The organism is Symbiobacterium turbinis (genome assembly GCF_055383075.1).
Window position 1 is genome coordinate 677,985 of sequence record NZ_AP042433.1, and the last position, 23,414, is coordinate 701,398.

The 23,414-nt window shown below is 70.0% G+C and carries 24 protein-coding genes; 19 read left to right on the top strand and 5 right to left on the bottom strand.

All coding sequences use genetic code 11. From position 1 onward, the window contains the following. Positions 1–50: 50 nt before the first annotated feature. The 3 genes from ACZ45O_RS03165 to ACZ45O_RS03175 all read left to right on the top strand — a co-directional run bounded on the left by ACZ45O_RS03165 (position 51) and on the right by ACZ45O_RS03175 (position 2,000). Entirely contained in the window at positions 51–341 is a 291-nt protein-coding gene (locus ACZ45O_RS03165; protein WP_464855510.1) for a sulfurtransferase TusA family protein, read from the top strand. 64 nt (positions 342–405) lie between these two features. Continuing rightward, positions 406–1,320, top strand: a complete 915-nt coding sequence (locus ACZ45O_RS03170; protein WP_464855511.1) for a DinB family protein — start codon at positions 406–408, stop codon at positions 1,318–1,320. A 98-nt stretch (positions 1,321–1,418) separates the two neighbouring features. Continuing rightward, positions 1,419–2,000: a DJ-1/PfpI family protein gene (locus ACZ45O_RS03175; protein ID WP_464855512.1), complete on the top strand. Its 582-nt coding sequence runs from the start codon at positions 1,419–1,421 to the stop codon at positions 1,998–2,000. Between the two features lie 52 nt (positions 2,001–2,052). Here ACZ45O_RS03175 and mscL read toward each other — a convergent pair whose 3' ends face one another. The 4 genes from mscL to ACZ45O_RS03195 form a co-directional block, all read right to left on the bottom strand. Next, on the bottom strand, positions 2,053–2,493 hold the full coding sequence (gene mscL / locus ACZ45O_RS03180; RefSeq protein WP_464855513.1) for a large conductance mechanosensitive channel protein MscL: 441 nt from the start codon (positions 2,491–2,493) through the stop codon (positions 2,053–2,055). A 52-nt stretch (positions 2,494–2,545) separates the two neighbouring features. Then, on the bottom strand, positions 2,546–3,319 hold the full coding sequence (locus ACZ45O_RS03185; RefSeq protein WP_464855514.1) for an alpha/beta fold hydrolase: 774 nt from the start codon (positions 3,317–3,319) through the stop codon (positions 2,546–2,548). A gap of 93 nt (positions 3,320–3,412) precedes the next feature. Further along, entirely contained in the window at positions 3,413–3,832 is a 420-nt protein-coding gene (locus ACZ45O_RS03190; protein WP_464855515.1) for a VanZ family protein, read from the bottom strand. A gap of 216 nt (positions 3,833–4,048) precedes the next feature. Then, a complete protein-coding gene (locus ACZ45O_RS03195) occupies positions 4,049–4,276 on the bottom strand; it encodes a hypothetical protein (RefSeq protein ID WP_464855516.1) in 228 nt (75 codons plus the stop codon). Between the two features lie 88 nt (positions 4,277–4,364). Between ACZ45O_RS03195 and ACZ45O_RS03200 the strand changes: the two genes are divergently transcribed. The 13 genes from ACZ45O_RS03200 to ACZ45O_RS03260 all read left to right on the top strand — a co-directional run bounded on the left by ACZ45O_RS03200 (position 4,365) and on the right by ACZ45O_RS03260 (position 18,950). After that, complete coding sequence (locus tag ACZ45O_RS03200) at positions 4,365–4,592, top strand: hypothetical protein (protein WP_464855517.1); 228 nt, start codon at positions 4,365–4,367, stop codon at positions 4,590–4,592. Next, positions 4,589–4,870, top strand: coding sequence for a hypothetical protein (locus ACZ45O_RS03205; protein WP_464855518.1), 282 nt, complete (start codon positions 4,589–4,591; stop codon positions 4,868–4,870). The genes ACZ45O_RS03200 and ACZ45O_RS03205 overlap by 4 nt, the downstream gene beginning before the upstream one ends. Beyond that, entirely contained in the window at positions 4,867–5,328 is a 462-nt protein-coding gene (locus ACZ45O_RS03210) for a hypothetical protein (protein WP_464855519.1), read from the top strand. The genes ACZ45O_RS03205 and ACZ45O_RS03210 overlap by 4 nt, the downstream gene beginning before the upstream one ends. A gap of 1,055 nt (positions 5,329–6,383) precedes the next feature. Next, positions 6,384–6,767 carry an Hsp20/alpha crystallin family protein gene (locus ACZ45O_RS03215; RefSeq protein ID WP_464855520.1) on the top strand — a complete coding sequence of 128 codons (384 nt, stop codon included), beginning with the start codon at positions 6,384–6,386 and terminating at the stop codon, positions 6,765–6,767. Further along, a complete protein-coding gene (locus ACZ45O_RS03220; RefSeq protein ID WP_464855521.1) occupies positions 6,751–7,257 on the top strand; it encodes an Hsp20/alpha crystallin family protein in 507 nt (168 codons plus the stop codon). The genes ACZ45O_RS03215 and ACZ45O_RS03220 overlap by 17 nt, the downstream gene beginning before the upstream one ends. A 104-nt stretch (positions 7,258–7,361) precedes the next feature. Further along, complete coding sequence (locus tag ACZ45O_RS03225; protein WP_464855522.1) at positions 7,362–8,354, top strand: biotin--[acetyl-CoA-carboxylase] ligase; 993 nt, start codon at positions 7,362–7,364, stop codon at positions 8,352–8,354. A 2,090-nt stretch (positions 8,355–10,444) separates the two neighbouring features. Further along, entirely contained in the window at positions 10,445–11,164 is a 720-nt protein-coding gene (locus ACZ45O_RS03230; RefSeq protein ID WP_464855523.1) for an ABC transporter ATP-binding protein, read from the top strand. Beyond that, a complete protein-coding gene (locus ACZ45O_RS03235) occupies positions 11,164–13,734 on the top strand; it encodes an FtsX-like permease family protein (RefSeq protein WP_464855524.1) in 2,571 nt (856 codons plus the stop codon). Before ACZ45O_RS03230 ends, ACZ45O_RS03235 begins: the two co-directional genes overlap by 1 nt. 191 nt (positions 13,735–13,925) lie before the next feature. After that, positions 13,926–15,302 (top strand): MFS transporter, encoded by a 1,377-nt coding sequence (locus ACZ45O_RS03240; protein ID WP_464855525.1) that lies wholly within the window; start codon positions 13,926–13,928, stop codon positions 15,300–15,302. A gap of 111 nt (positions 15,303–15,413) precedes the next feature. Further along, entirely contained in the window at positions 15,414–16,235 is an 822-nt protein-coding gene (locus ACZ45O_RS03245) for a Cof-type HAD-IIB family hydrolase (protein WP_464855526.1), read from the top strand. Positions 16,236–16,309: 74 nt separating this feature from the next. Next, positions 16,310–16,861 (top strand): biotin transporter BioY, encoded by a 552-nt coding sequence (locus ACZ45O_RS03250; RefSeq protein ID WP_464855527.1) that lies wholly within the window; start codon positions 16,310–16,312, stop codon positions 16,859–16,861. Positions 16,862–16,990: 129 nt separating this feature from the next. After that, on the top strand, positions 16,991–17,494 hold the full coding sequence (locus ACZ45O_RS03255) for a TPM domain-containing protein (protein WP_464855528.1): 504 nt from the start codon (positions 16,991–16,993) through the stop codon (positions 17,492–17,494). 229 nt (positions 17,495–17,723) lie between these two features. Then, positions 17,724–18,950, top strand: a complete 1,227-nt coding sequence (locus ACZ45O_RS03260) for an MDR family MFS transporter (RefSeq protein WP_464855529.1) — start codon at positions 17,724–17,726, stop codon at positions 18,948–18,950. Positions 18,951–18,957: 7 nt separating this feature from the next. On the opposite strand, the gene ACZ45O_RS03265 is transcribed toward ACZ45O_RS03260, so the two are convergent. Further along, positions 18,958–19,590 carry a hypothetical protein gene (locus tag ACZ45O_RS03265; RefSeq protein ID WP_464855530.1) on the bottom strand — a complete coding sequence of 211 codons (633 nt, stop codon included), beginning with the start codon at positions 19,588–19,590 and terminating at the stop codon, positions 18,958–18,960. A gap of 478 nt (positions 19,591–20,068) precedes the next feature. Here ACZ45O_RS03265 and trpE point away from each other — a divergent pair, with 478 nt between their 5' ends. The 3 genes from trpE to trpD are packed head-to-tail and all read left to right on the top strand — an operon-like array spanning position 20,069 to position 23,224. Further along, positions 20,069–21,586 (top strand): anthranilate synthase component I, encoded by a 1,518-nt coding sequence (trpE, locus tag ACZ45O_RS03270; protein ID WP_464857642.1) that lies wholly within the window; start codon positions 20,069–20,071, stop codon positions 21,584–21,586. Further along, the gene (locus ACZ45O_RS03275) at positions 21,586–22,167 is read left to right on the top strand and encodes an anthranilate synthase component II (RefSeq protein WP_464855531.1); all 582 of its coding nucleotides are present in this window, start codon (positions 21,586–21,588) and stop codon (positions 22,165–22,167) included. The genes trpE and ACZ45O_RS03275 overlap by 1 nt, the downstream gene beginning before the upstream one ends. 31 nt (positions 22,168–22,198) lie before the next feature. Beyond that, the gene (gene trpD, locus ACZ45O_RS03280; RefSeq protein ID WP_464857644.1) at positions 22,199–23,224 is read left to right on the top strand and encodes an anthranilate phosphoribosyltransferase; all 1,026 of its coding nucleotides are present in this window, start codon (positions 22,199–22,201) and stop codon (positions 23,222–23,224) included. The last annotated feature ends 190 nt before the right edge of the window (positions 23,225–23,414 follow it).

Sequence of the window (23,414 nt, forward strand, 5' to 3'; positions counted from 1 at the left end):
TGAACCCGACTCGGCCCAGGCGACTGACGACGCGATGAGGAGGATGAGCGATGGCGCAGGAAGTGCGTTTGGATGTGCTCGGTGAGCCCTGCCCCTACCCGCTGGTGATGGCCAAGCAGAAGATCAACCAGGTGGCCCCCGGCGGCCGGCTGGTGGTCGACTTCGACTGCACCCAGGCCACCGAATCGCTGCCCCGGTGGGCCGCGGAGGCCGGGCATATCATCGAGGAGTTTGCCAAAATTGGCCCGGCCCAGTGGCGAATCGTCATCCGGCGGCAGGGGGATGCGGCGGAGCGCATCCGGCCCGAGGACTACCACTGCACGATTCCCAGCGAGCGATAGGGGGAGGCAGGTTTGAAGATTCTCCTTCCCGAGCCAACCAGAAGCGGGAAGGAGGTGCCCCCCGATGCATCCCCAGATCGAGTCTGTTCTCACCCGGGCCCGGACCGTGCGGCGTCTGATCCTCGCGGAGGTTGAGCGGGCCACGCCTGACGAGCTGGATCACCGGCCCGGCGGGCGGTGGTCCGCGCGCGACACCCTGATCCACCTGGCCACCTGCGAGGAGATGGGCACGCGCGTGCTGCGTCACGTCATCCTGGGCGAGCCCATGCCCCACGGTGAACTCCTGCCGCCGGACGAGTGGAACGCCATGCAGCTGGCCCGCTTTCCCCACCTGGATGGCCCCGGCGCCATCGCCTATGTCACCGAGACCCGCCGGGCGCTGGAGGAGGTGGTGGCCAGGGCGGCAGAATCCGACGCCGAGCGGGTCGTGCGGGAGGTCGGGATGATCGCCGTGCACGAGACCGGCCACCTGCACCAGATTCGCGAAGCGCTGGCCAGGGCCCGGGGAGATGCCGTGGCCGGCGAACTGCACGGGCTTGCCTATGCCCGGCACCAGGTGCTGGAGCTGCTCCACCTGGGAAACTGGCCGCTGGCTGCGCTGGAGTGGCGGTCTGAACCGGGCAGGTGGTCGGTGAAGGAGACGCTGCTGCATCTTGCCGCCTGGGACCGGTTCACCGCCGGGGTCTTCGCAGCCCTGGCTGACGGGCGGGACCTTCCGGCGACGCCCTTCGCCGAGGGCGAGCTTGACCGCTGGAACCAGGCGCAGGTGGCGGCTCGGTCATGGATGTCGTGGACGGAAGTGCTGCACGAGCTGGGTGAGGCCCGGGGCGAGATGGTGAGTCAGCTGAGGCGGGTATCGCCTGCGCAGTGGGCCTCCGAGCGGGCCGCCGGTTGGAAGGATTACCGCTTGCACGATCTGCACCACGTGGGCACCATGCGGTCCACCTTGCGGTCGTGGCGTGCCCTTCACGGCAACTAGTTGAGGGAATTCTACGAGAAGTCAGCAGGGTGCTCCCGCCCCTGTGGCGAAGTCAGCACACGTACCCATGATGATCATTCGTGAAAGGAGTCGATCAGATGGGCGCGAAGAAGATCCTGTTCATCGTCGGCGACTTCGTCGAGGACTACGAGGTGATGGTTCCTTTCCAGGCCCTGGCGGCGGTGGGTCACACCGTGCACGCCGTCTGCCCCGGCAAGAAGGCCGGTGACAAGGTGCGCACGGCCATTCACGACTTCGAGGGCGATCAGACCTACAGCGAGAAGCCCGGTCACAACTTCGCGCTGAACGCCACCTTTGACGAGGTGAAGGCAGAGGACTACGACGCCCTGGTGATTCCGGGCGGCCGGGCGCCTGAGTACCTGCGGCTCGACGAGCGGGTGCTGGCGATGGTGCGCCACTTCGCCGAGGCCGACAAGCCCATCGCGGCCATCTGCCACGGCGCCCAGCTCCTGGCGGCGGCCGGGGTCCTGAAGGGCAAGTCCTGCTCCGCCTACCCGGCCTGCGCGCCCGAGGTGGGGCTGGCCGGCGGCGAGTACGTCAACATCGAGGTCGACCAGGCGCACACCGACGGCAATCTGGTGACCGCTCCGGCCTGGCCGGCGCACCCGGCGTGGCTCGCCCAGTTCCTGAAGGTCCTGGGGACGAAGATCGAGCTGTAGTGGGCACACAATCAGGCCCTCCGCCCCGAACCGTGGGGCGGAGGGCCTTCTCTTAGCTCTCTGCGGGCAGATCGGATGTACAGTGGGCGCACCGCACGGCCTTGATCGGCACGGAGGAGAGGCAGTAAGGGCACTCCCTCGTCTTCGGAGGCTCCGGCGGGGGCGTGGGCCGCCACCGGTTGACCTGGCGGACCAGCAGGAACACCGCAAAGGAGACGATGAGGAAGTTCAGCACGTTGTTGATGAAGAGGCCGTACGCGATGACCGGTGCGCCGGCTTCCCGCGCTTCGGCCAGGGAGGCGTATGGGGTACCGCTCAGGTTAAGGTAGAGGCTGGAGAAGTCTGCCTTGCCCACGATGAATCCCAGCGGCGGCATCAGCACGTAGTTGACGAGCGAGTTGACGATCTGGTTGAACGCAGCGCCGATCACCACGCCCACAGCAAGATCGAGCACGTTTCCCTTCAGCGCGAACCGCTTGAACTCAGCCAGCAATAGGGGGGCCTCCTCTGTGCGATGTGTACTCTCAGTCTAGCACAGCGGCGGGCTAAAGCTGCACCAGCTCCTCCGGGAGCGGCCGGCCCGCCACGTGCGCGTCCACCGCGCGGGCGAAGAGGTCCGGGTCGTGGAGGCACCAGGTGTGCCCGGCGCCGGGCACCAGGTATGCCCTGGCGTCAGGCATGGTGCGGACAAGGTCGCGGGCGCAGGCGCGCAGCAGGCGGATCTCCCGCTCGCCCACCAGGGCCAGCAGCGGCACCGGCGAGGCGGCCAGGGCCTCCGGCAGGCGGAAGGACATATTCTCCGCCACCACGGCCTCCAGCCCGGCGGCCGTCGTCTGCAGGGTGTCAGACCGGAACTGGGCCTGGTAGGCCGGCGGGATGCCGAACTGGCGCGCGTTGGCCCTGATCATCCACTCCCGGTGCGCCAGGGGAAAGGTCAGCCTGAGCAGGGCCCGGTAGGGACCGATGCCCGGAAGGGAGCGGGTGAGGGTCCCCGACACCACGGCGCGGCCCAGCAGCTGCGGGTGGCCGGCGATCAGGCGGAGAGCGGTCTGCGCCCCGAGCGAGAGGCCGACGACGTGCACCGGCCCGCCGCCGGCTTCCGAGCGGATCAGGTCGGCCAGGGCCGCCACGGCGCGCGCAAACGAGAACGTCTCGTGGGCCATCCGCCCGTGGCCGGGCAGGTCCGGCACCAGGCAGCGGTAGCGGTCCTGCAGGCGCTGGGCCACGGGCTCCCACATCCACCCGCTCACGCCGCCGCCGTGCAGGAAGAGGATGGCGGGGGCAGAGGCCGGTCCGGTGATCTGGCAGGGCAACGACATGGCGAACATCCCCCCTCGGAGTGGAGTTTCCACATCCGCCCCGCATCTCCCTGGCGAACGTCTGCCGCCCTATGCGCCTGGCGGCGCGGCGGGTCAGCCGCACCTCCCCTTGATCTGTTGCGCTGCTTTGAAGGCCAGCCAGCCGATGAGGCCGCCCGCCGTGTTCAGGATGAGGTCATCCACGTCGAAGCCGCCGAGCCCGGTGAGGAGCTGGATCACCTCCAGCAGCAGGCTGGCGCCCAGCGCGAGGGCCCCCACCTGTATGACGCCCGTGAAGCGCGGGCGGAGGAGGGGGACAAAGAAGCCCAGGGGGGCGAACAGCAGGACGTTGCCGGCCAGGTTCTGCACGGCGGCGGCGGTGTTGGGGTGGCCGCCGAGGTAATAGCGGATGCTCTTGAAAGGTATAAAGTTGGCGTACCACTGCAGGCGGAACTGGATGTCGGCCAGCGACATCTTGACGTGCAGCACGTCGGAGAGCCGCTTGAACAGGACGAACTTGAGGAGGACCGCCACGTAGGCGAGGAAGAGCCACCGGACGATTCGCCGGCGCCCGGGGTTGAGTTCGATGGTTACTCTCTCCCTTGCTCATCTTGCTGGCATGCGCCATCGGATGCACAGCACCCAATGGACGAGCGGGCTGGGGCGCCGGTTCGCTGTGCTGGCCGTTCACCGGGCAGAGCCACCGCCGGGACGCGGGCGGTGGCTCTGCCTCGGTCACTCTGACCCCGGTCACTCAGCCGGGGCGACCTGCCAGGCGGGCGTGTCGATGGAGTCACGGTCATCGATCACGCTGAACAGGCTCGGCAGGCTGCTGTGGTCGCCGGTGACGGCGCTGCCGCCGCTCAGCGACTTGCTCTGGCTGCCGAAGCCGATCAGCAGGTTGGTGCCGATGGTGAAGGCGGACGAGGAATCGATCCCGTTAACCTTGATCATATGGATGTGAAACTCGACGGTCACAGCGACCCCCCTTTCCTGTCACCATATGTCGGTGCCGCATAGTGTGGAGATAGCAGTGCGAGCCGCAGCGCACGGGGGGTGGGGGAGGTTGGACCGTCTGAACATCGGGGCGGTGGAAATGGTGGCCGTCTCCGGCGTGGTTTCCGTTGGCTGTGCGTACATCCGCCGGTGCCGCACGACCGAAAAGGGCACCGTGGGCAACTGCGCCATCGTCGGCGACTACGGGCTGGCGCCGATGGGATTCGGCGTGGTGATTGACTCCGACGGGATCGACGCGCCCGTGTGGTGGACGGCGGCCGGGAGAGGCACGGCATGATGTACGGGTTTGCCCCTGTACTGCCCGCGACTGCCCCCCTGTATGCGGCGCCGGTGATCAACGTCTGGTGGTATGAGGTCACAAACGTGAGCAGCGGGGGCGTTGTCACAACGGGCGTGCTGGACATGGGCCTGCTCTCCAGCAACAGCAAGGGCAACTCCCTGGTGGATCTGGCGGGCGACGCCGGCTACAGCGCCATCTGGTACGGCCTGCTCAACGACTCGGATTGGGCCGACACGCCCTACGCCAACATGGCCGGGTTCCAGGTAGGGGGGTGAGGGTCCTGACGTTCCCGTGCTGGCTGCCCGACCTCCAGTCTGCCGCCGTCAACATCGGCCTGATCAAGGTCAAGGGCATCAGCGGGGGCTCGGTGAACTTCGGCGTCGCGTCGATCGTTGGAGGCGCCGGCGGGGGCGGGGGAACCGCCAATCAGTTGGTCAGCATTCAGGGGGACTGCGGGAAGTCCTGGATCAACCTGGGGCTCATCTACTCGGTGTCGGCTGACGGCGCAGGGAACGGTGAAGCGCCGGGCGCCTCCTCCGGCGGAGAGGCGCAACCTGCGGGCAGGGCCGGGGCGGCGCCTGCCACCTTCCGCTTGCGGTGGGACGGCCAGGGCGCCGAGATTCGCACCGGTGAGGCGGCGAAGGGGGGACGTCATGCGCGCGGACCGGCCACAGCCCCCCGCAGAGCCGGGCAGACTCTCCCCGGCCGAACCTCTGTCGGAGAAGCTCGATAGAGCGATCCAGGCGCTCAACCGCCTGGCGCAGGCCCTGGAGGAGTTGGCGGCGCGGCCGCCGGTGCACCTGCAGGTGGAGCGGCTGGAAGTGCAGACCCTGGCGTTCCACCTGGGCGACATCGACGTCGAGGACCTGCAGGGCCAGCTCAACATCGGGATCACGCACAGCCTGAAGCTGGAACCCCCGCCGCGGGCCAGGGACCCTGAACCGGGCCCCGCCGAGCCCCGACAGGCCCGGACCGCGCATGCCGATGGGCACCCGCAGGCCGGTGGGGCGCAGCGGCAGAGCTTGTCGCCTGCCGGAGCGCAGAGGCGGAACCTGTCGGGCGGCGAAGCGCAACGGCAGAACCTGTCTGGCGGTGGAGCGCAGAGGCGGAACTGGTCGGGCGGCGAAGCGCAACGGCAGAACCTGTCTGGCGGCGGAGCGCAGAGGCGGAACTGGTCGGGCGACGAAACGCAGCGGCAGAACTTGTCTGGCGCCGGGACCCAGAGGCGGGACTCGTGGGGCGGGAGGGCGCCAGGCGGGCCGACCCACAGCGACGCCGAGCAGGGAGGCCTGGCGCGCCGTGCGCTGCGCAACAGCGTTGTCAGCCGCTGGCTGACCCAGGGTGCGCGGGCGGGTGCGGCATCGATGGGGCCAGGCGGGTCAGCCCAAACGGCGCCAGGGGGTGCGGCATCGATGGGGCCAGGCGGGTCAGCCCAAACGGCGCCAGGGGGTGCGGCCTCGATGGGACCAGGCGGGTCAACCCGGGCGGCGCCAGCGGGGGTGGCCTCGATGGGGCCAGGCGGGTCAGCCCAAACGGCGCCAGGGGGTGCGGCCTCGATGGGGCCAGGCGGGTCAACCCCGTCGGCGGCAGCGGGAGCGGCCTCGATGGGACCAGGGTGGTCAGCCCAGTCGGCGCAAGGCGGCGGACCGGGGGCGCAAGCAGGTCCGGCCGCGAGTGCGCCGTCCGCCTCGGGTGAGGCGGCACAGGCGGAGGCGGCGAATCGGGCAGAGTCCCTCCCGCGAGTGCAGATCTGGCCTCCGCTGAATGCTGAAGGGAGCGAGTCGAAGGATGAGGGCGAAACAGGAGCGGCCCGCTGAGCGTGCGGGCCCCCCGGTCGATCTCGTTCGCCGGGGCGACCGCCTGATTCTGCTGGCCTCGCTGCCGGGGGTGAAGCCCTCCGACTTGCGGGTGTCCATCGTGGGGGACCGGCAGGTGCTGCTGGAGGGGGAGGTTGCCTACCGGCATCCGCTGCCCCGGGAGAATCTTTCCCTGGGCGAACGCATCTACGGCCCGTTCGCCCGCACCGTGCACCTGCCCCTGCCCGTGGATCCCGGCGCCGCGGCCGTCGCTTTGCAGGACGGCGTGCTAACCGTCGACATGCGCGTGCGGGCGGAGGCCGTGCATCTGACCTGGCAACCGAAGGAGGCGCAAACCGGTGAGCGACCCTGGTAATGTCGTCCAGCGCATCGCCGAGCAACTCGAGGCATTGAGCGACGCGTTCGGCGAGGACCTGTGGCGCGAGCTGGGGCGGGCGCGATCCCCCCGGCAGAAGGAGCAGCCCCGGCCGAAACCGGGGAGCGCATCCAGGGCCGGCGCCGCGGTCGGGCCGCCGCTGGACATCTACGTGACGCCCCACGAGGTGGTGGTGGAGGCGGTCCTGCCCGGGCTGACCGGCCCCCATCAGGTGACCGTCAGCCTGGCGGGCGCCACCGAGCTTCTCATCGAGGCGTTCCTGCCCGACCGGCTGCCCGACGGCCTGTACATACAGCGGGAGCGCTTCTCCGGCTACTGCTCCCGCCTGGTGACACTGCCAGCCTCGGTGCGGCCGGTGGCGGTAGCCGGGTACCAGGAAGGCATCCTCCAACTTCGGTTTCAGCGGACCAGCCCGGGTTCCGGGAGCCAGGGAGTGGCGGTGTTGCACGTGCCGCCATCTGCCAGCTGAGGCCCTGGAGCTCGTGCATCTCCGGCCCTGGCGGTGATCCGGTTGAAGCCCGAACGTTGGTTGGGGTAAACTTCCCTCAGACGAATCGCCTGGGGGAGGTTGCCATGACGTCACGCACCGCACCCGAGCTCCTGTCCCTGCTCAGCGCCGCCGAAGGGGGCTGGGTGAGCGGCGCAGAGATTTCCCGCCAACTCGGAGTGAGCCGCACCGCCATCTGGAAGCACGTAATGGCCCTGCGCACGCAGGGGTACCAGGTGGAGGCGGCCCCCCGCAGGGGCTACCGGCTGGTCTTCAGGCCTGACCTGCTCACGCCTGAGGAGGTGCTGGCGGGTCTCGCCACCCGGCGGCTGGGCCGGCTGGTGGAGTACCGCGAGACGGTGGGCTCCACCAATGACCTGGCGAAGGAGATGGCCCGGCACGGCGCGCCGGAGGGTCTGCTGGTGCTGGCGGACCAGCAGACCGCGGGCAAGGGGCGCCTGGGAAGGTCATGGGCCACGCCGCCGGGGGCGGCCATCGCCATGTCACTGGTGCTGCGGCCGGACCTTGCGCCCCATGAGGCGCCCCGCATCACGCTTGCGGCGGCGGTCGCCGTGGCCCGGGCGGTGCGGGAGGTCGCCGGGCTGGCCGCGGGGATCAAGTGGCCCAACGATGTGCAGGTGGGCGGGCGCAAGCTCTGCGGCATCCTGACGGAGATGGAGGCCGAGATGGACCGCATCGCCTTCGTGGTGCTGGGCATCGGGCTGAACGTGACCCTCCGCAGGGAGCAGATGGACCCGGCGTTCCGGGACACCGCGACATCGCTGGCCCTGGAGGGCGCCGCCGAGGTTCGGCGTGCCGCCCTGGTGCAGGCGATCCTGGCCCGGTTCGAGGGGGCGTACGACCACCTGCTCGGGGGGCGTTTCTCCGTGGTGCTCGACCAGTGGCGGGCCCTGTCGGTGACCCTCGGGCAGGCCGTGCGCGTCTTGGGACTGGACGGGCAGGTCACGGTGGAGGGCGTCGCCGAGGCGGTGGACGAGGAGGGGGCGCTCCTGGTGCGGGACGGCGCGGGCGAGGTGCACCGGGTGCTGTCGGGGGAGGTCTCGTTGCGGTCCAGTTAGGCGTGGAGGGAGAACGGGACACTGGCGAGGGGTCGGCTTGGTTGGATTGGCCTTAGCGTGTCGTCTCGGCCCTGCGCCTGGCTGGTTAGGGCGTGAAGGAGTGGGCGGCGGTGCCGCCCTGCGCCCGGGTGGTTAAGGCATGAAGGAGTGGGCGGCGGTGCCGTCCTGCGCCCGGGTGGTTAAGGCATGAAGGAGTGGGGCGCCGGAACGAAGTGCGGCGGATTTCGACTTGTTGGTGTGGACGAAGTGGAAGACCGCCGCAGTTAGGCGGCCGCGCGGTCCTGCGCCCGGTGGTTAAGGCATGAAGGAGTGGGGCGCCGGAACGAAGTGCGGCGGATTTCGACTTGTTGGTGTGGACGAAGTGGAAATTCGCCGCAGTTAGGTGGCGGCGCGGCCCTGCGCCCGGGTGGTTAAGGCATGAAGGAGTGGGGCGGCGGTACGAAGTGCGGCGGATTTCGACTTGTTGGTGTGGACGAAGTGGAAATTCGCCGCAGTAGGGAGGCCGCGCGGCCCTGCGCCCGGGTGGTTAAGGCATGAAGGAGTGGGGCGGCGGTACGAAGTGCGGCGGATTTCGACTTGTTGGTGTGGACGAAGTGGAAATTCGCCGCAGTAGGGAGGCCGCGCGGCCCTGCGCCCGGGTGGTTAAGGCATGAAGGAGTGGGGCGGCGGTACGAAGTGCGGCGGATTTCGACTTGTTGGTGTGGACGAAGTGGAAATTCGCCGCAGCTAGGCGGCGGTGCCGCCCTGCGCCCGGGTGGTTAAGGCATGAAGCAGTCAGGCGTCGGAGCGAAGTGCGGCGGATTTCGACTTGTTGGTGTGGACGAAGTGGAAGATCGCCGCAGTTAGGCGGCGGCTCCGCACTGCGCGCGATGGTTAAGGGGTGAAGGAGAGGAGCGGCGCGGCCCTGCGCCCGGGTGGCAAAGGCGTGAAGGAGTGAGGCGGCCGAGCCACGTGCGGCGGATTTCGACTTGTTGGTGTGGACGAAGTGGAAGATCGCCGCAGTTAGGCGGCGGCTCCGCACTGCGCGCGATGGTTAAGGGGTGAAGGAGAGGAGCGGCGCGGCCCTGCGCCCGGGTGGCAAAGGCGTGAAGGAGTGAGGCGGCCGAGCCACGTGCGGCGGATTTCGAGTTGTTGGTGAGGGCGAAGTGGAAATTCGCCGCAGTAGGGAGGCCGCGCGGCCCTGCGCCCGGGTGGTTAAGGCATGAAGGAGTGGGGCGGCGGTACGAAGTGCGGCGGATTTCGACTTGTTGGTGTGGACGAAGTGGAAATTCGCCGCAGCTAGGCGGCGGTGCCGCCCTGCGCCCGGGTGGTTAAGGCATGAAGCAGTCAGGCGTCGGAGCGAAGTGCGGCGGATTTCGACTTGTTGGTGTGGACGAAGTGGAAGATCGCCGCAGTTAGGCGGCGGCTCCGCACTGCGCGCGATGGTTAAGGGGTGAAGGAGAGGAGCGGCGCGGCCCTGCGCCCGGGTGGCAAAGGCGTGAAGGAGCGAGGCGGCCGAGCCACGTGCGGCGGATTTCGACTTGTTGGTGTGGACGAAGTGGAAATTCGCCGCAGTTAGGCGGCGGCGCGGCCCTGCGCCCAGCGGTTAAGGCATGAAGGAGTGGGCGGCGGAGCGAAGTGCGGCGGATTTCGACTTGTTGGTGTGGACGAAGTGGAAGATCGCCGCAGTTAGGCGGCGGCTCCGCACTGCGCGCGATGGTTAAGGGGTGAAGGAGAGGAGCGGCGCGGCCCTGCGCCCGGGTGGCAAAGGCGTGAAGGAGTGAGGCGGCCGAGCCACGTGCGGCGGATTTCGAGTTGTTGGTGAGGGCGAAGTGGAAATTCGCCGCAGTTAGGCGGCGGCGCGGCCCTGCGCCCAGCGGTTAAGGCATGAAGGAGTGGGCGGCGGAGCGAAGTACGCCTAGTCGTTAAGGTCTGAAGGAGTCGCGCTGCGGTTAAAGCGTGAAGGCGAGGGGCGCGGGCGCAAATGCGGCAGATAGCGCTAATACTCAAAAGGGCGCCTACAGTATGTGGAGTACTGCAGGCGCCTTTGACGTCTCACCTCCTGAACCCCCTCGTCGCGGATAACCAAGACCAGAGGAGTGATCCCCGCGATGCAGACCGTTCGTAGCCGTCCCCGCGCCGACGGCCCCGTGATCGCCGCGGAGACCCTCACCCGCGAGTACCCCACCGAGGCCGGCCCTGTGCGCGCCCTGCGGGGCGTGAGTCTCGCAGTGAAGCCGGGCGAGTTCCTCTGCCTCCAGGGACCCAGCGGCAGGGGCAAGTCCACGCTGCTCTCACTGCTGGCCGGGCTCGACCGCCCCACCCGGGGGCGGGTGGCCATCGCCGGAAACGACCTGGATGGATTGGACGAGACCGGCCTGGCCCTGCTGCGCCGCCGGCACGTGGGCTTCATCTTCCAGTCCTTCAACCTGATTGCCAGCATGACGGCCCTGGAGAATGTGGAGCTGCCTGCCCGGTTCGGCCCGGCTCCCCTGCGGCAGGTGCGGGCGCGGGCGAAGGAGCTCCTACGGCTCGTCGGCCTGGCCGACCGGCTGCACCACCTGCCGGCGCAGCTCCCGGGCGGGCAGCGGCAGCGGGTGGCGATCGCCCGCGCCCTGATCAACCGGCCGGGCCTGATCATCGGCGACGAGCCGACGGGCAATCTGGACTCCGAGACCGGGCAGAAGGTGCTCGACCTGCTGGATGCCATCCGCCGCCGTGAGGGCTGCGCCCTGATCCTGGCCACCCACGACCCGCGGGTCGCGGCCCGGGCCGACCGGGTGATCACCCTGCAGGACGGCCGCATCCTGCGGGAGGAGGTGAACCGCTGATGCTGGTCCACCTCTCGGCGGCGATCCGCTCCGTGCGCCACGGCCGGCTGCGCAGCGCCATCACCGCCCTGGGCATCGCCGTGGCCACCGCCTTCGCCGCCACCGCCGCCACCGCCGCCTGGACCTACCAGTCCGCCGACGCCGTGCTGGGGGCCGATGCCCGGTCCAACCTGGGGGCCGATGCCCGGTCCAGCCTGGGGGCCGATGTCGTCTGGTCCATGACGGTCCGCCCCGGCGACGAGGTGCAGCTGGCCGAGGCGCTGGACAGGCCCGGGGTGGCCCAGTGGACCCCGGCCCTGATCGGCCGCACCTACATCCGCTCTCCCCGGCGCTCCTCCATCGTCTTCGTGAAGGGCATCGACCCGACGGCCTACCCCTTCTATGGCCGGAGCCGGCTGGACGGCCCGGGGGACGGCCTGCAGCCGGGTGAGGTGGCCCTTACGCAGAACGTTGCGGACCGGCTCGGGGTGACTGCCGGCGACATGGTGGAGCTGCACGACGGGGCGGCGAATCACACCTTCCGCGTGGCCCACGTGGTCAGCCTCTACACGGAGCAGGCGCAGGACGCCAACATCTTCGGCGTCGCTTACATGAACCTGGAGGAGGCCCGGGGCCTGCTGCGGGCGGCGCCGGGCGCCGTGCACCAGGTCCTCATCCGGGCTGACGACCCGGCGGCCCTGGAGGCGGCGCGGGCGGAGCTGGAGGCCGCACAGCCCCTCTCGAAGACCCACTCCGCCGTCGAGGAGCACCGGCGGCTCCGGGCCCGGGTCGATGACCTCATGCTCTTTCTGCACATCTTCGGCGCCGCAGCGGTGCTCATCGCCTCCATCGGCGTCGCCAACACGGCCCAGATGCTGGTGCGGGGCCGGGTGCGGGAGATCGCCACCATGAAGGCCGTGGGGGTCAGGCCCCGTCAGGTGCTCGCCCTGATGCTCACGGAGGCCGGGGTCATCAGCAGCGCAGGGGTACTGCTCGGCCTGCTGCTCACCCTGGCGGTCAGCGGCGCGGCCACGCTCTACCTGGGGCGCTTCCTGCAGCTGGACCTGGCCTGGCAGATGCGCCCGGCAGCGCTTCTGCTCGGCGGGGCGGTGGGCCTCGGAGCGGCGCTGGTGGCCGCGTGGCTGCCCGCGACGGCGGCGGCCCGCATCCCGCCTGCCCTCGCCTGGCGTGAGGACGGAACCGATGCCGCCGCCCGTGCTCTGCGGCCCTCGCTGGGCAACCGCCTGCAGGTGCTGCTTTTCGTCGGGGTGCTGGCCGGCGTCTACCTCCACCCGCTCCGGGGGGCCGACGCCTCGATCTGGGACAGCCTGCTGCGCGGGTTGTTCGCCGCCCTGGGCGGGGCGGCCGTGCTCAACCTGCTCGCGTGGGTTTCGGGACTGCTCCTGCGACTGCTGGGGATGGGCAAGGGGCTCGCACGCCGCACCGCCTACCTGGCCCTGCACGACCTGCGGGCGGGCAGCCGGCGCAACGCCCTGACGGCGCTCTGCCTCACCGTGAGCGTTCTGGCGGTGGGGCTCAGCGGGCTCATGGGACCGGCGTTGAAGCAGGGACTCCGACAGCAGCTGGCCACGCAGAGCGGCGGCAACCTCTTCGTGGTCGCGCCGGCGGACGCCGAGGCAGAGGTGGAGGCGGTGCTGCGCCGGATGCTCCCGGCCGGAAGCGTCGCCCGGGCGGTGAACGTGGACGCTGCCCTCATCACCGTTGGCGACCGTCCCGGGGAGGAGGCCCAGGCGGAGGCCATCGCTGCCGGGGCCGAGTACCTGGCGGACCCGGCCTTCCGCCTGCAGGGAATGGACCTGGCGGGCGAGCGGCCGTCCTACGTGATTACGGCGGGCCGCGACCTGACCGCGGCTGACGCGGGCAGACCCGTCCTGCTGATGCTGGATGCCATGGCTGCCGACCTGGAGATCGCCGTGGGCGACGAGGTCGTGCTGGGGCTCGGGCCGGAGCATGTGGCCTTCGAGGTGGTCGGCCTGATGAAGACCGAACTGGTGAAGACCGCCTTCATGCGCACATCGGCGGACATGCTGGAGCGGGTCGGCCCGCGTTCGGTCTCCTTCACTGCCCAGGTGCCCGCTGACGAGGTCCTGGAAGCGATGAAGGACCTGAACGACGCGCTGTCGTCCGCGGCCTACGTGCTGCACGTGGACGACCAGCTGCTGGCCGTCACCCAGACGCTGGACTTCCAGTCGGCCATCCTCGGCATCGTCTCGCTGCTCTCGCTGGTGGCGGCGCTGCTGCTCATCCTGAACGACGTCAGCCTCAGCATCGCCCAGCGGCGACGGGAGCTGGCCGTGATGAAGGTGACCGGCATCGCGCCGGGCCACCTGCTGGGCGGCGTGGCCGTGCAGTACGGCCTGATCGGGGTCGTCGGCGGCGTGCAGGGCGGCCTCCTGTCGGTGCTGGCGGTCGCCGTGATCGCGGGGATCATCCTGCAGACCCGTGTGTATGTGGATGCGCTCGCGCTGGCCACTCCTCTGGTGACGGGCGCCGTGGCCGCGGCGACCGCCGCCCTGGCCGCCTGGCCCGGGGTCGCACAGCGGCCGGACGTGATCCTGCGCACCGGGTAGGCCTGACTGGGCCGGACTGAGCCGCATGAGTCGGACTGGGCCTGACTGGGCCGGACTGAGCCGCACGGATCGGACTGGGCCGGACTGGGCCACACGGGCCGGACTGGACCGGATGGGCCGGCTGCCGGGCAGGGATCAGTCCCGCTGCTGCCGAAGCGCACAGCTTAGCGCACAAGCAGGGAGTGGACAACTTGGGCTACCAGCCGCCGGTGGGCGGATTCCGGATCTTCGTGATCCTCTGGGCTTCCCAGTCGGTCTCCGTGCTGGGCACGGAGATCACCCTCTTCGCCCTGAACGTGTGGCTGGCGACGACGGCCTACCCGCTGGCGGAGCACAAGTCGCAGCTGGCCTGGGCCCTGGCCGCCGCGGGGATGGCGATGGGCGTGGCCAGCCTCATCACCACGCCCATTGCCGGCGCCCTGGCTGACCGGATGGACCGGAAGCGGCTGATGCTTTCCATGAACCTGGTCAACGGCGCGGTGATGACCCTCGCCGCGTTCCTGGCGGCCACCGGCCTCCTGGAGGTCTGGATGGTGGTGCTGACCGCCGGGCTGCTGGGCATGACCGATGCCGTGCACAACTCGGCCTTCGACACCTCGTATGCCATGCTGGTCCCGGACGAGCAGCTTCCCCGGGCCAACGGCATGATGCAGACCATCTGGTCGCTCTCGGGGGTGCTCTCGCCCGCCCTGGCGGCCTCGATCATCGCTCTGCCGGCGCTGGCCCGCAGCGGCGTGCTGCCTTCCGGCCCGGGCGGTCTGCTGGGCCGGCTGGAGAGCGGCGTTCCCCTGGCGTTCGGCGTGGATGCCGCCTCGTTCCTGTTCGCAGGCGCCGTCCTGCTCTTCCTGCGCATCCCCTCGCCGCGGGGTATGCGCCGGGCCGGCCAGGCGGAGCCGCCCACCTCGCTCTGGGCCGACGTCCGCTTCGGCGTGGAGTACATCCGCCGGCGGCCGCCCCTGCTCTGGCTGCTGGCCACCTTTGCGGTGGCCAACCTCTGTCTGCCGCTGGGCGTCTTCCTGCCCCTGATCGTGAAGGTGGAGTTGGCCGCCGACTGGATGGCCAGGGGCATGACGTACGAAGCCGCCCTGGCCACCCTGAACACGATGATGGCGGTGGGCGGCCTGACTGGCGGGATCCTGGTGAGCCTGTGGGGCGGCGCGCTTCGGCGTCGCGTGGTGGTGCTGTTCCTCGCCATGATCCTGGGCGGCATCGCCCAGATGGGGCTCGGCCTTCTGCCCGGCCTCTACCTGGCCGGGGCGGCCGCGTTCTTCGTCAGTTTCTCGGGCCCCATGGCCAACGCCCACTCCCAGGCGATCTGGCAGGGGCTGGTGGCCCGCGAGTACCAGGGGCGCGTCTTTGCGGTGCGCCGGGTGATGGCGCAGTCGCTGGCGCCGCTGGGCCAGGTGATGGCAGGGTGGCTGGCCGCCCGGGTGGACCCCGGCGTGGGCCTCGCGCTGCTGGGGGCCGTGATCGCGGTGGTCACGGGCGCACAGTTCTTCAACCGGCAGGTGATGCGGGTGGAGGACAGGGCCTACGTCGATGCGTTCGCCGGCGGAACCGGCGTCTGACACCGCCTGCGGCGGCCAGAGCCGGGGTCTCGTACCTCCGCGCCGATGGCGGTTCTGCGGCTTATCAGTTAAGCTATGGGGTGACCAATCTGATAAGGGATGGGTTGCAGTTTGCAGTATGATCTCGTGATTTCCGACATGGACGGCACGCTGCTGCGGGACGACAAGACCATCTCAGAGCGCACCAAGGCGGCCATCAGGCGCTTTGAGGCTGCCGGCGGCCGGTTCTCGTTCGCCACCGGGCGCGGGGTGGAGGCGTCGGAGCGGTATTTCCGCGACCTGCAGATCCGGACGCCCCTGGTCCTGCTGAATGGGTCGCTCCTCTACGACCCCACCACCGACCGGGACCTCGTGGTCCACCCCATGGATCCCGAGGCGGTGGCGGCGGTGTGGCCGCTGCTGGAGGAGGCGGGGCTGCACCTGGTCGTCCACGGGACGCGCCGGGCGGTGGTCCGGGAGATCACGCCCACCATCGACACGCACCTGCGCCTCGACGGCATTACCGTCGGCGTGCAGCCCGACCTCTCGCCGGCCACCTGCGGCACCATCATGAAGATCCTGACCATCGGCGAGCCGGAGCAGCTGGACCGGGCGGAAGAGGCCATTGTGGCGGCCGACCTGCCGGTGAAGCTGGTCCGCTCGTATGAAGCCTATCTGGAGGTGCTGCCGCCCACCGGAGGGAAGGGGGCGGGCGTGCAGGCGCTGCTGGAGCGCCTCGGCATCCCGCGGGAGCGCTCCCTGGCGATCGGCGACTTCCTGAACGACCTCGACCTGCTGGCCGCCGCCGGCCTGGGGGTGGCGATGAAGAACGCGCATCCCGGCCTGCGGGCCGTCGCACAGCGGGAGACCCTCTCCAACATGGAGGACGGGGTCGCCGCGGTGCTGGAGGCGCTGCTCGATGGGCGGGAGGTCGGCCGGCCGATCGAAGCGTAAAGGGATTGCGTCACCGACCTCCGTATGTTAACCTATTCCCCAAGGTAGGTTGACATATGGAGGGTGGGGGTTGCATGCGCACATCACGACTGCGGAATCTGGTGCTGGCCGCCGTGATGGCGGCGCTGATCGCCGCCGTCGCGCCGGTCCGGTTCTTCCTGCCCGGCGTGCCCGCGGTGCCGGTGACGCTCCAGGTGCTGGTGGTGCTGCTGGCCGGCGGCCTGCTGCGTCCCGCCTGGGGGGCCGCCGCCATGGGGCTCTACCTGCTGCTGGGGGCCGTGGGGCTGCCGGTGTTCGCCGGGGGCAGCGCCGGGCTGCAGGTGCTGGCGGGGCCGACGGCGGGTTATCTGTGGAGCTATCCGCTGGCGGCAGCCGTCGTGGGGGCGCTGGCGCCGGCGGGAACCGGGTTCGGGCGCCTCGCGGGCGCGATGCTGGCCGGCCTCGCGGTGATCTACGCCGGCGGGGCCGGCTGGGCGTGGCTGATCGGAGGCCAGGGGCTGGCGGCCGTGCTGACGGGCTGGGTGCTGCCTTTCGTGCCGTTTGACCTCGCGAAGGTGGCCGCGGCGGCGGTGGGGGCCGCAGCGGTGCGCCGCGCCCTGGCGCGGACGGGGCTGCTCGCCGTGTAGGGAGCGCGCCGCTTACGTCCGCTCACCGGGAGGCCAGCGAGAAAAATGGAATCCACCGGTAACCTTACCGGTGGGTTTTTCGTTGTGGAGGGTGTGGAAGCACTTTATCCCGTATGGAGGTCATGCACTGTGAAGCGCGTTATTCGTCTGACCCTGGCCCTTGCTGCCATCCTGGCCTGCTCGGTGGGCGCGGCCTACGCCGCCGCCCGGCCGGTGCCCGAAAACCTTCCTGACGTGGCCCTGCAGGACACGACCGAAGCCGGGCTGCCGGGAGACGTGGCCGCGCTGGAGGCCGCGCTGGCGGCCGAGGGGCCCGTACAGTACAAGATCCTGGTAATCGACAGCACAGAGGGGGAGGACCCCACCGCCTACCTGGACCGGGTCGCGGCCGAATGGGGCGTGCCGGGGCCTGATACGCTCTACCTGATCATTTTCACCGGGGACAACTACAACATGCGCTTCTACATGGGCGCCAACTTCCGCGCCGCCGGGGTGGACGTGGACGAGATGCTCGCCCTGGTGCGTACACATTACCTGGCCGGCAAGCGGGAGGGCGACGTGGCCGGTGCGCTGGCCGACCTGATCGGCGCGGTGAACCTGCGCATGGAGGCCGGCGCTGCGGCGGGCGAATAAACCGTGCAGTTCGCGCCCGGGCGGTGACGGGCCGCGAACCGTATCGAACGGCGGAGGCGCCGCCAGCCGGGCAGCTGGCGGCGCCTCCGGCGCGCAGGACAGGGTGGCGCAGGGCAGGACGGCGCGGGGCAGGCTGGCGCCGGCGCAAGGGTTCTCCCTTCACCGCCGATCCTGCGGGGTGGTAAACTAGGGGCTGTGCTTGTCACAACTGGAGGGACCAGAATTGAACGTGCGCGCACGAGTCGCTGCCCTGTTTGACAGCCACCCCCGTATGCTCTGGTTCCTGGCCTTCGGCAGCTTCCTCAACGCCACCGGCATGTCCTTCATCTGGCCGCTGACGACCGTGTACATCCACGAGCACCTGGGCCGCTCGATGACCGTCGCGGGGACGGTGCTCCTCGTGCACTCCGCCGGGGCCATGCTCGGCCAGCTGGTCGGCGGCTGGCTCCACGACCGCACGGGCGCCCGGCCCGTCATGCTCACGGGGCTCATGGGCGCCGCCCTGGCCACCGCGCTGCTGGCCGCCACGAGCGCGTGGCCGGCCTACGTGGCGGGCATGATTCTGTACGGTTTCACCGCCGCCATGGCGGTGCCGCCGGTGAACGCGATGGTCGCGCGGGCCTGGCCAGGCCAGGGACGCCGGGCGTTCAATTTCAACTACGTCGCGAGCAACATCGGCGTGGCCGTGGGCACCGCCCTGGGCGGCGTGTTGGCCGACCGCTCCTTCGCGCTGGCCTTCGGGGGCGCATCCGTCCTGTTCCTGCTCTACGCCCTGTTTGCCGCGGCCTTCATCCGTGAGGAGCAGCTGCCCGCAGAAGAGGCCGGGGCGGGTACGGCCGGCAGGGCCGCGGACGGCCACGCGGGCCCGATTCCCTGGGCGCCCATCGTCGCCCTGTTCGTTGCCTTCGTCAGCCTCACGGTGGTCTACAGCCAGTGGCAGACGGGCAACTCGATCCGGACGCAGCAGCTGGGCTTCGGCCTCTCCGCCTTCTCTGCGCTCTGGACGCTGAACGGGGTGCTCATCTTCGTCGGCCAGCCGGTTCTGGGACTGATGGTGCGCCTGCTCCGGCGCGCCACCGCCCAGATGGTCGCCGGCACGGTGCTCTACGCCCTGGCGTTCGGCGTGTTGCTGACCTCCGACCGCTACGGCGTCTTCGTGACGTCGATGGTGCTGTTGACCTTCGGCGAGATGCTCCTCTGGCCGATCTTCCCCGCCACCGTGGCCCGCCTCTCTCCGCCAGAGAGGCGCGGCTCGCTGCAGGGGTTCATCCTTTCCGGGCAGACCATCGGGCGCATGATCGGCCCGCTCCTGGGCGGCATGCTCTACGACGCCGCCGGCTACGCCGCCCAGATGAAGGTGATGACCTCCGGCCTCATCGTGCCGCTGCTGGCGATTCTGGTCTACGCCCGCACCCGGCGGCCGGCTGAGGGGGCGCGGCAGCGGGATGCCGTGTGACGGCTGTTCAGCACCCGCCGGTGACGTTGCACCAGGAGATCACCTCTCGCACCGCGGCGGTCACCAGGAGCAGCAGGGCCACCGCCAGCAGCAGCCAGTCACGCCGCCGGAGGGGTGACGGTTCCAGCCGCTCGGCCCAGCCGGACAGCCATTCGAGCTGGTTCACCCGCCCGGTGGAGGCCGTGGCGATGGCCGCCAGCAGGTAGGCGCTGAGCTCCATGACCCCGGGCCGCAGCAGGAACCCGTCCAGCGTGGGCCGCAGGGGAGCCGGCCTGGGCACGCCGAACGAGTTGGTGCCCAGCAGCAGGCCGAAGATCAGCCACATGGCGTTGACGGCGGTGAGCCCCAGGGGCCAGCGCCGCACCTGAACCCTGTTGGCCCACACGGCGAAGAGCAGCATCCAGAGCAGGTTATAGCCGATGACCGCCAGGGTGCGGGGCAGGAACGGCAGGTGGTCGATGGGCAGCTGGGCGGCGATCAGCTTGCCCCGCAGGATGCCCTCGGGCAGCCAGAGGTATCCGATCCACCAGGCGCCCCAGAAGAGCGCCTGGCACCAGAGAACGGCCCGCAGCCAGAGTGGCAGGGAAGGCGCGAGACCGGGCCCGGCGCGCGGGCCGGCCGGCTGTGGGCGCATGCTCATGAGGCGATCCTCCTCTAGAAACACGGTTTTGACAATTCATTCGTACCAGCCGCCTGAGTCTGTGTCAACGGGCTGGCAGCAATTTCGCACAACAGGTGTTGACAGGCGGCCCAGAGCCGTGCTAATGTCTTTGTCAAACCAGAGCGACTTGCGGCGATGAATGGGGAGAGTACCCAGACCGATCCGTCTCAGCGAGCCGGCGGGGGCAGGCGCCCCAGGGTGTGAGGTCCGGTACGGAGGAGTCTGGCGAATGGTCCCAGGAGCTTGTCGGCCGAACATGCGCCGCCCTGGCGCATCAGTAGGCGGGCCGGTGTCTTCCACCGTTATCGGGTAGAGGGTATGATGGTACCCGCGAAAGAGCGCGCCTGCACTGCAGGCGAATTGGGGTGGCACCGCGTAGGCTGTATTCAATGGCCTTCGTCCCTGAAGAGGGGACGAAGGCCATTTTGCATTGTCAACCCGAGGGAGCGTGAGCGCAATGGTCCACCCCAGTCTGGGGACTTATCAGAGCCTGGCCAGAGAGTACAACCTGATTCCCGTCTGCAGAGAAATCCTGGCCGATCTGGAGACGCCGATCTCCGTCTTCATGAAGCTCTGCCTCGACGAGCCGGGCGCCTTCCTGTTCGAGTCGGTGGAGGGCGGCGAGCAGGTGGCCCGCTACTCCTTTCTGGGCTGCCGGCCGTTCTTCACCCTGGCGCACAAGGACGGCGTCAGCCGCCTCCTGTCGGGGGACGAGGCGGCTGAGTACCGCACCGTCGGCATGGTGACCGTGGGCGAGCGGGGCGAGCGGCTCGAGGGGGATCCGCTCGGGCACCTGCGGCAGGTGATGGGGCGCTTCGCCGTCTACCAGCCGCCCGGTCTGCCCCGGTTCGCCGGCGGTCCGGTGGGCTACCTGGCCTACGACGCCGTGCGGGCCTACGAGCACCTGCCCGGGGCCGCACGCGACGACCTCAACCTGCCGGACGCGCTCTTCATGGCCCCGGAGCTGGTGGTGGTCTTCGACCACCTGAAGCACAAGCTGCTCCTGATCGCCAACACGCTGCCGGGCGACGAGCCGACAGTGGCCTACCGGCGGGCGCAGGCCCTGCTGGACCGGGCGGTGGAACGGCTGCGGGGGCCGGTGCCGCTGCCGGCGGGACTGCCCTGGGGCCGGCCCCGGCCGCTGGAGGTGCAGCCGGCCCAGACCCCGGAGGCGTTCGCGGAGGCCGTGGAGCGGGCGAAAGACTACATCCAGGCCGGCGATGCCTTCCAGGTGGTGCTCTCGCAGCGGTGGGAGACCCGGGTGCGCAGCCGACCGCTGGACATCTACCGGGCCCTGCGCATGCTCAACCCGAGCCCGTACATGTTCTACCTGGCCTTCGGCGACCTGAAGGTGATCGGCGCCTCGCCCGAGCTCCTGGTGCGGGTGGAGGACGGCGTGGCGACCACACGCCCCCTGGCGGGCACACGGCCCCGGGGCGCCACGGAGGCGGAGGATCAGCGGCTGGAGGCGGAGCTGCTGGCGGACGAGAAGGAGCGGGCCGAGCACGTGATGCTGGTGGACCTGGGCCGCAGCGACCTGGGCCGGGTCTGCGCCTACGGATCGGTGCAGGTGAACCGGCTGATGCAGGTGGAGCGTTACTCCCACGTGATGCACCTCGTCAGCGACATCCGGGGCGAAGTGGCCGCCGACCGGGACGCCTTCGACGTACTGGCCGCCTGCTTTCCGGCGGGCACGCTCAGCGGGGCCCCCAAAGTGCGGGCGATGGAGATCATCGACGAGCTGGAGCCCGTGCGCAGGGGGATCTACGGCGGGGCGGTGGGCTACTTCTCGTGGGGCGGCGCCATGGATACGTGCATCGCCATCCGCACGATGGTGATGCAGGGCGACCGGGTCTTCATTCAGGCCGGCGCCGGCATCGTGGCCGACTCCGACCCCGCGGCGGAGTACCGGGAGGCCCAGAACAAGGCCCGGGCCCTGATCCGGGCGCTGGAGATGGCAGAGGAGGGGCTCTGATGATCGTCGTGATCGACAACTACGACTCTTTCACCTACAACCTGGTCCAGTACCTGGGCGAGCTGGGGGCGGCCCAGGCGGTCTACCGGAACGACCGCATCACCGTCGAGCAGGTGGCCGGCCTGCAGCCGGAGGCCATCGTCATCGGCCCCGGGTCCTGTGCGCCCGAGGAGGCGGGCATCACCCTGGAGGTGATCCGCCGGCTGGGGCCGACCACGCCGATCCTGGGGGTCTGCCTCGGCCATCACGCCATCGCCCGGGCCTACGGCGGGCGGCTCGTACCGGCCCCCAGCCTGATGCACGGCAAGGCCAGCCGCCTCAGCCACAGCGGCGAGGGACTCTTCGCCGGGCTCCCCAGCCCGTTCACGGCGGCCTGCTACCATTCGCTGGTGGTCGAGCGGGAGAGCCTGCCTGCGGAGCTGAGCGTGACGGCCGAGACCGAGGACGGCCTCGTGATGGCCGTGCAGCACCGGCGGGATCCGGTGTACGGGATCCAGTTCCATCCGGAGTCGATACTGACTGAGGGCGGCCGGCAGCTGCTCAGGAACTTCCTGCAGCTGGCCCGTGTGGCGGCAGCCTGAGAGGGGAGGGGATGTGGCCGTGGAGATGGACATGAAGACCCTGCTGGCCCTGGTGGCGGAGGGGAAGGATCTGACCGAGGCCCAGGCGGAGACCGCCATGAGCCTGATGATGAACGGCGAGGCCACCCCCGCCCAGGTGGCGGCCTTCCTGATGGCACTGCGCATCAAGGGGGAGACGGTGGCGGAGATCACCGGCGCGGCCCGGGTGATGCGGGACCGGGCCACCCGGGTGCACCACAGCCGTCCCATGGCCGTGGACACCTGCGGCACGGGCGGCGATGGCTCCCACTCGTTCAACATCTCCACCACCGCCGCCTTCGTGGTGGCGGGGGCCGGGGTGGCGGTGGCGAAGCACGGCAACCGGGCTGCGACCTCGCTCACCGGCTCCGCGGACGTGCTGGAGGCCCTGGGCATCAACCTGGACCTGACTCCGCAGCAGGTGGGCCGCTGCATCGACGAGGTGGGCATCGGCTTCCTCTACGCCCCGGCCCTGCACGCCAGCATGAAGCACGTGGCGCCGGTGCGGCGGGAGATCGGGCTCAGGAACATCTTCAACCTGCTGGGGCCGCTGACCAACCCCGCCATGGCCCAGGCGCAGCTGATGGGCGTCTACGACCCGAACCTGACCGAGCCGCTGGCCCGGGTGCTGGGCAACCTGGGGGTGCAGCACGCCCTCGTGGTGCACGGCACCGACGGCGTGGACGAGATCTCGATCTCGGCCCCGACGGTGATCTCGGAGATGCGGGACGGGTTTGTGCAGACCTACCGGATCGTGCCGGAGGATGTCGGCCTCAGCCGGGCGCCCCGGGAGTACATCCGGGGCGGCACGAAGGAGGAGAACGCCCGCATCACCGAGGCGGTGCTCTCGGGCGAGACCGGCCCCCGGCGGGACGTGGTGCTGCTCAACGCCGCCGCCGCGCTGCTGGCCGCCGACCGGGTGCGCACGCTGCGTGAGGGGGTTGAGCTCGCGGCGCAGTCGATCGATTCGGGCGAGGCGCTGCGGGTGCTGGAGCGCATGCGGGAGCTGACGCAGCGGCTGCGGGCGGAGTCGGCCTAGCGAGTTGCACCCGGTTCCCTCACATCGAATCCGCCGCAGTTCGGGCCCTGCCCCCAGTTCCTTCACGCCAAAACCACTCGGTGCCGGGGCGCAGCGCCGGCGAAGTGAGGCGAATTTCGACTTCGCCGGTGTGGCAAGTAGAAATCCGCCGCAGTTGGCCCCCTCGGCTGATTGCGTCAACTCGAGAACG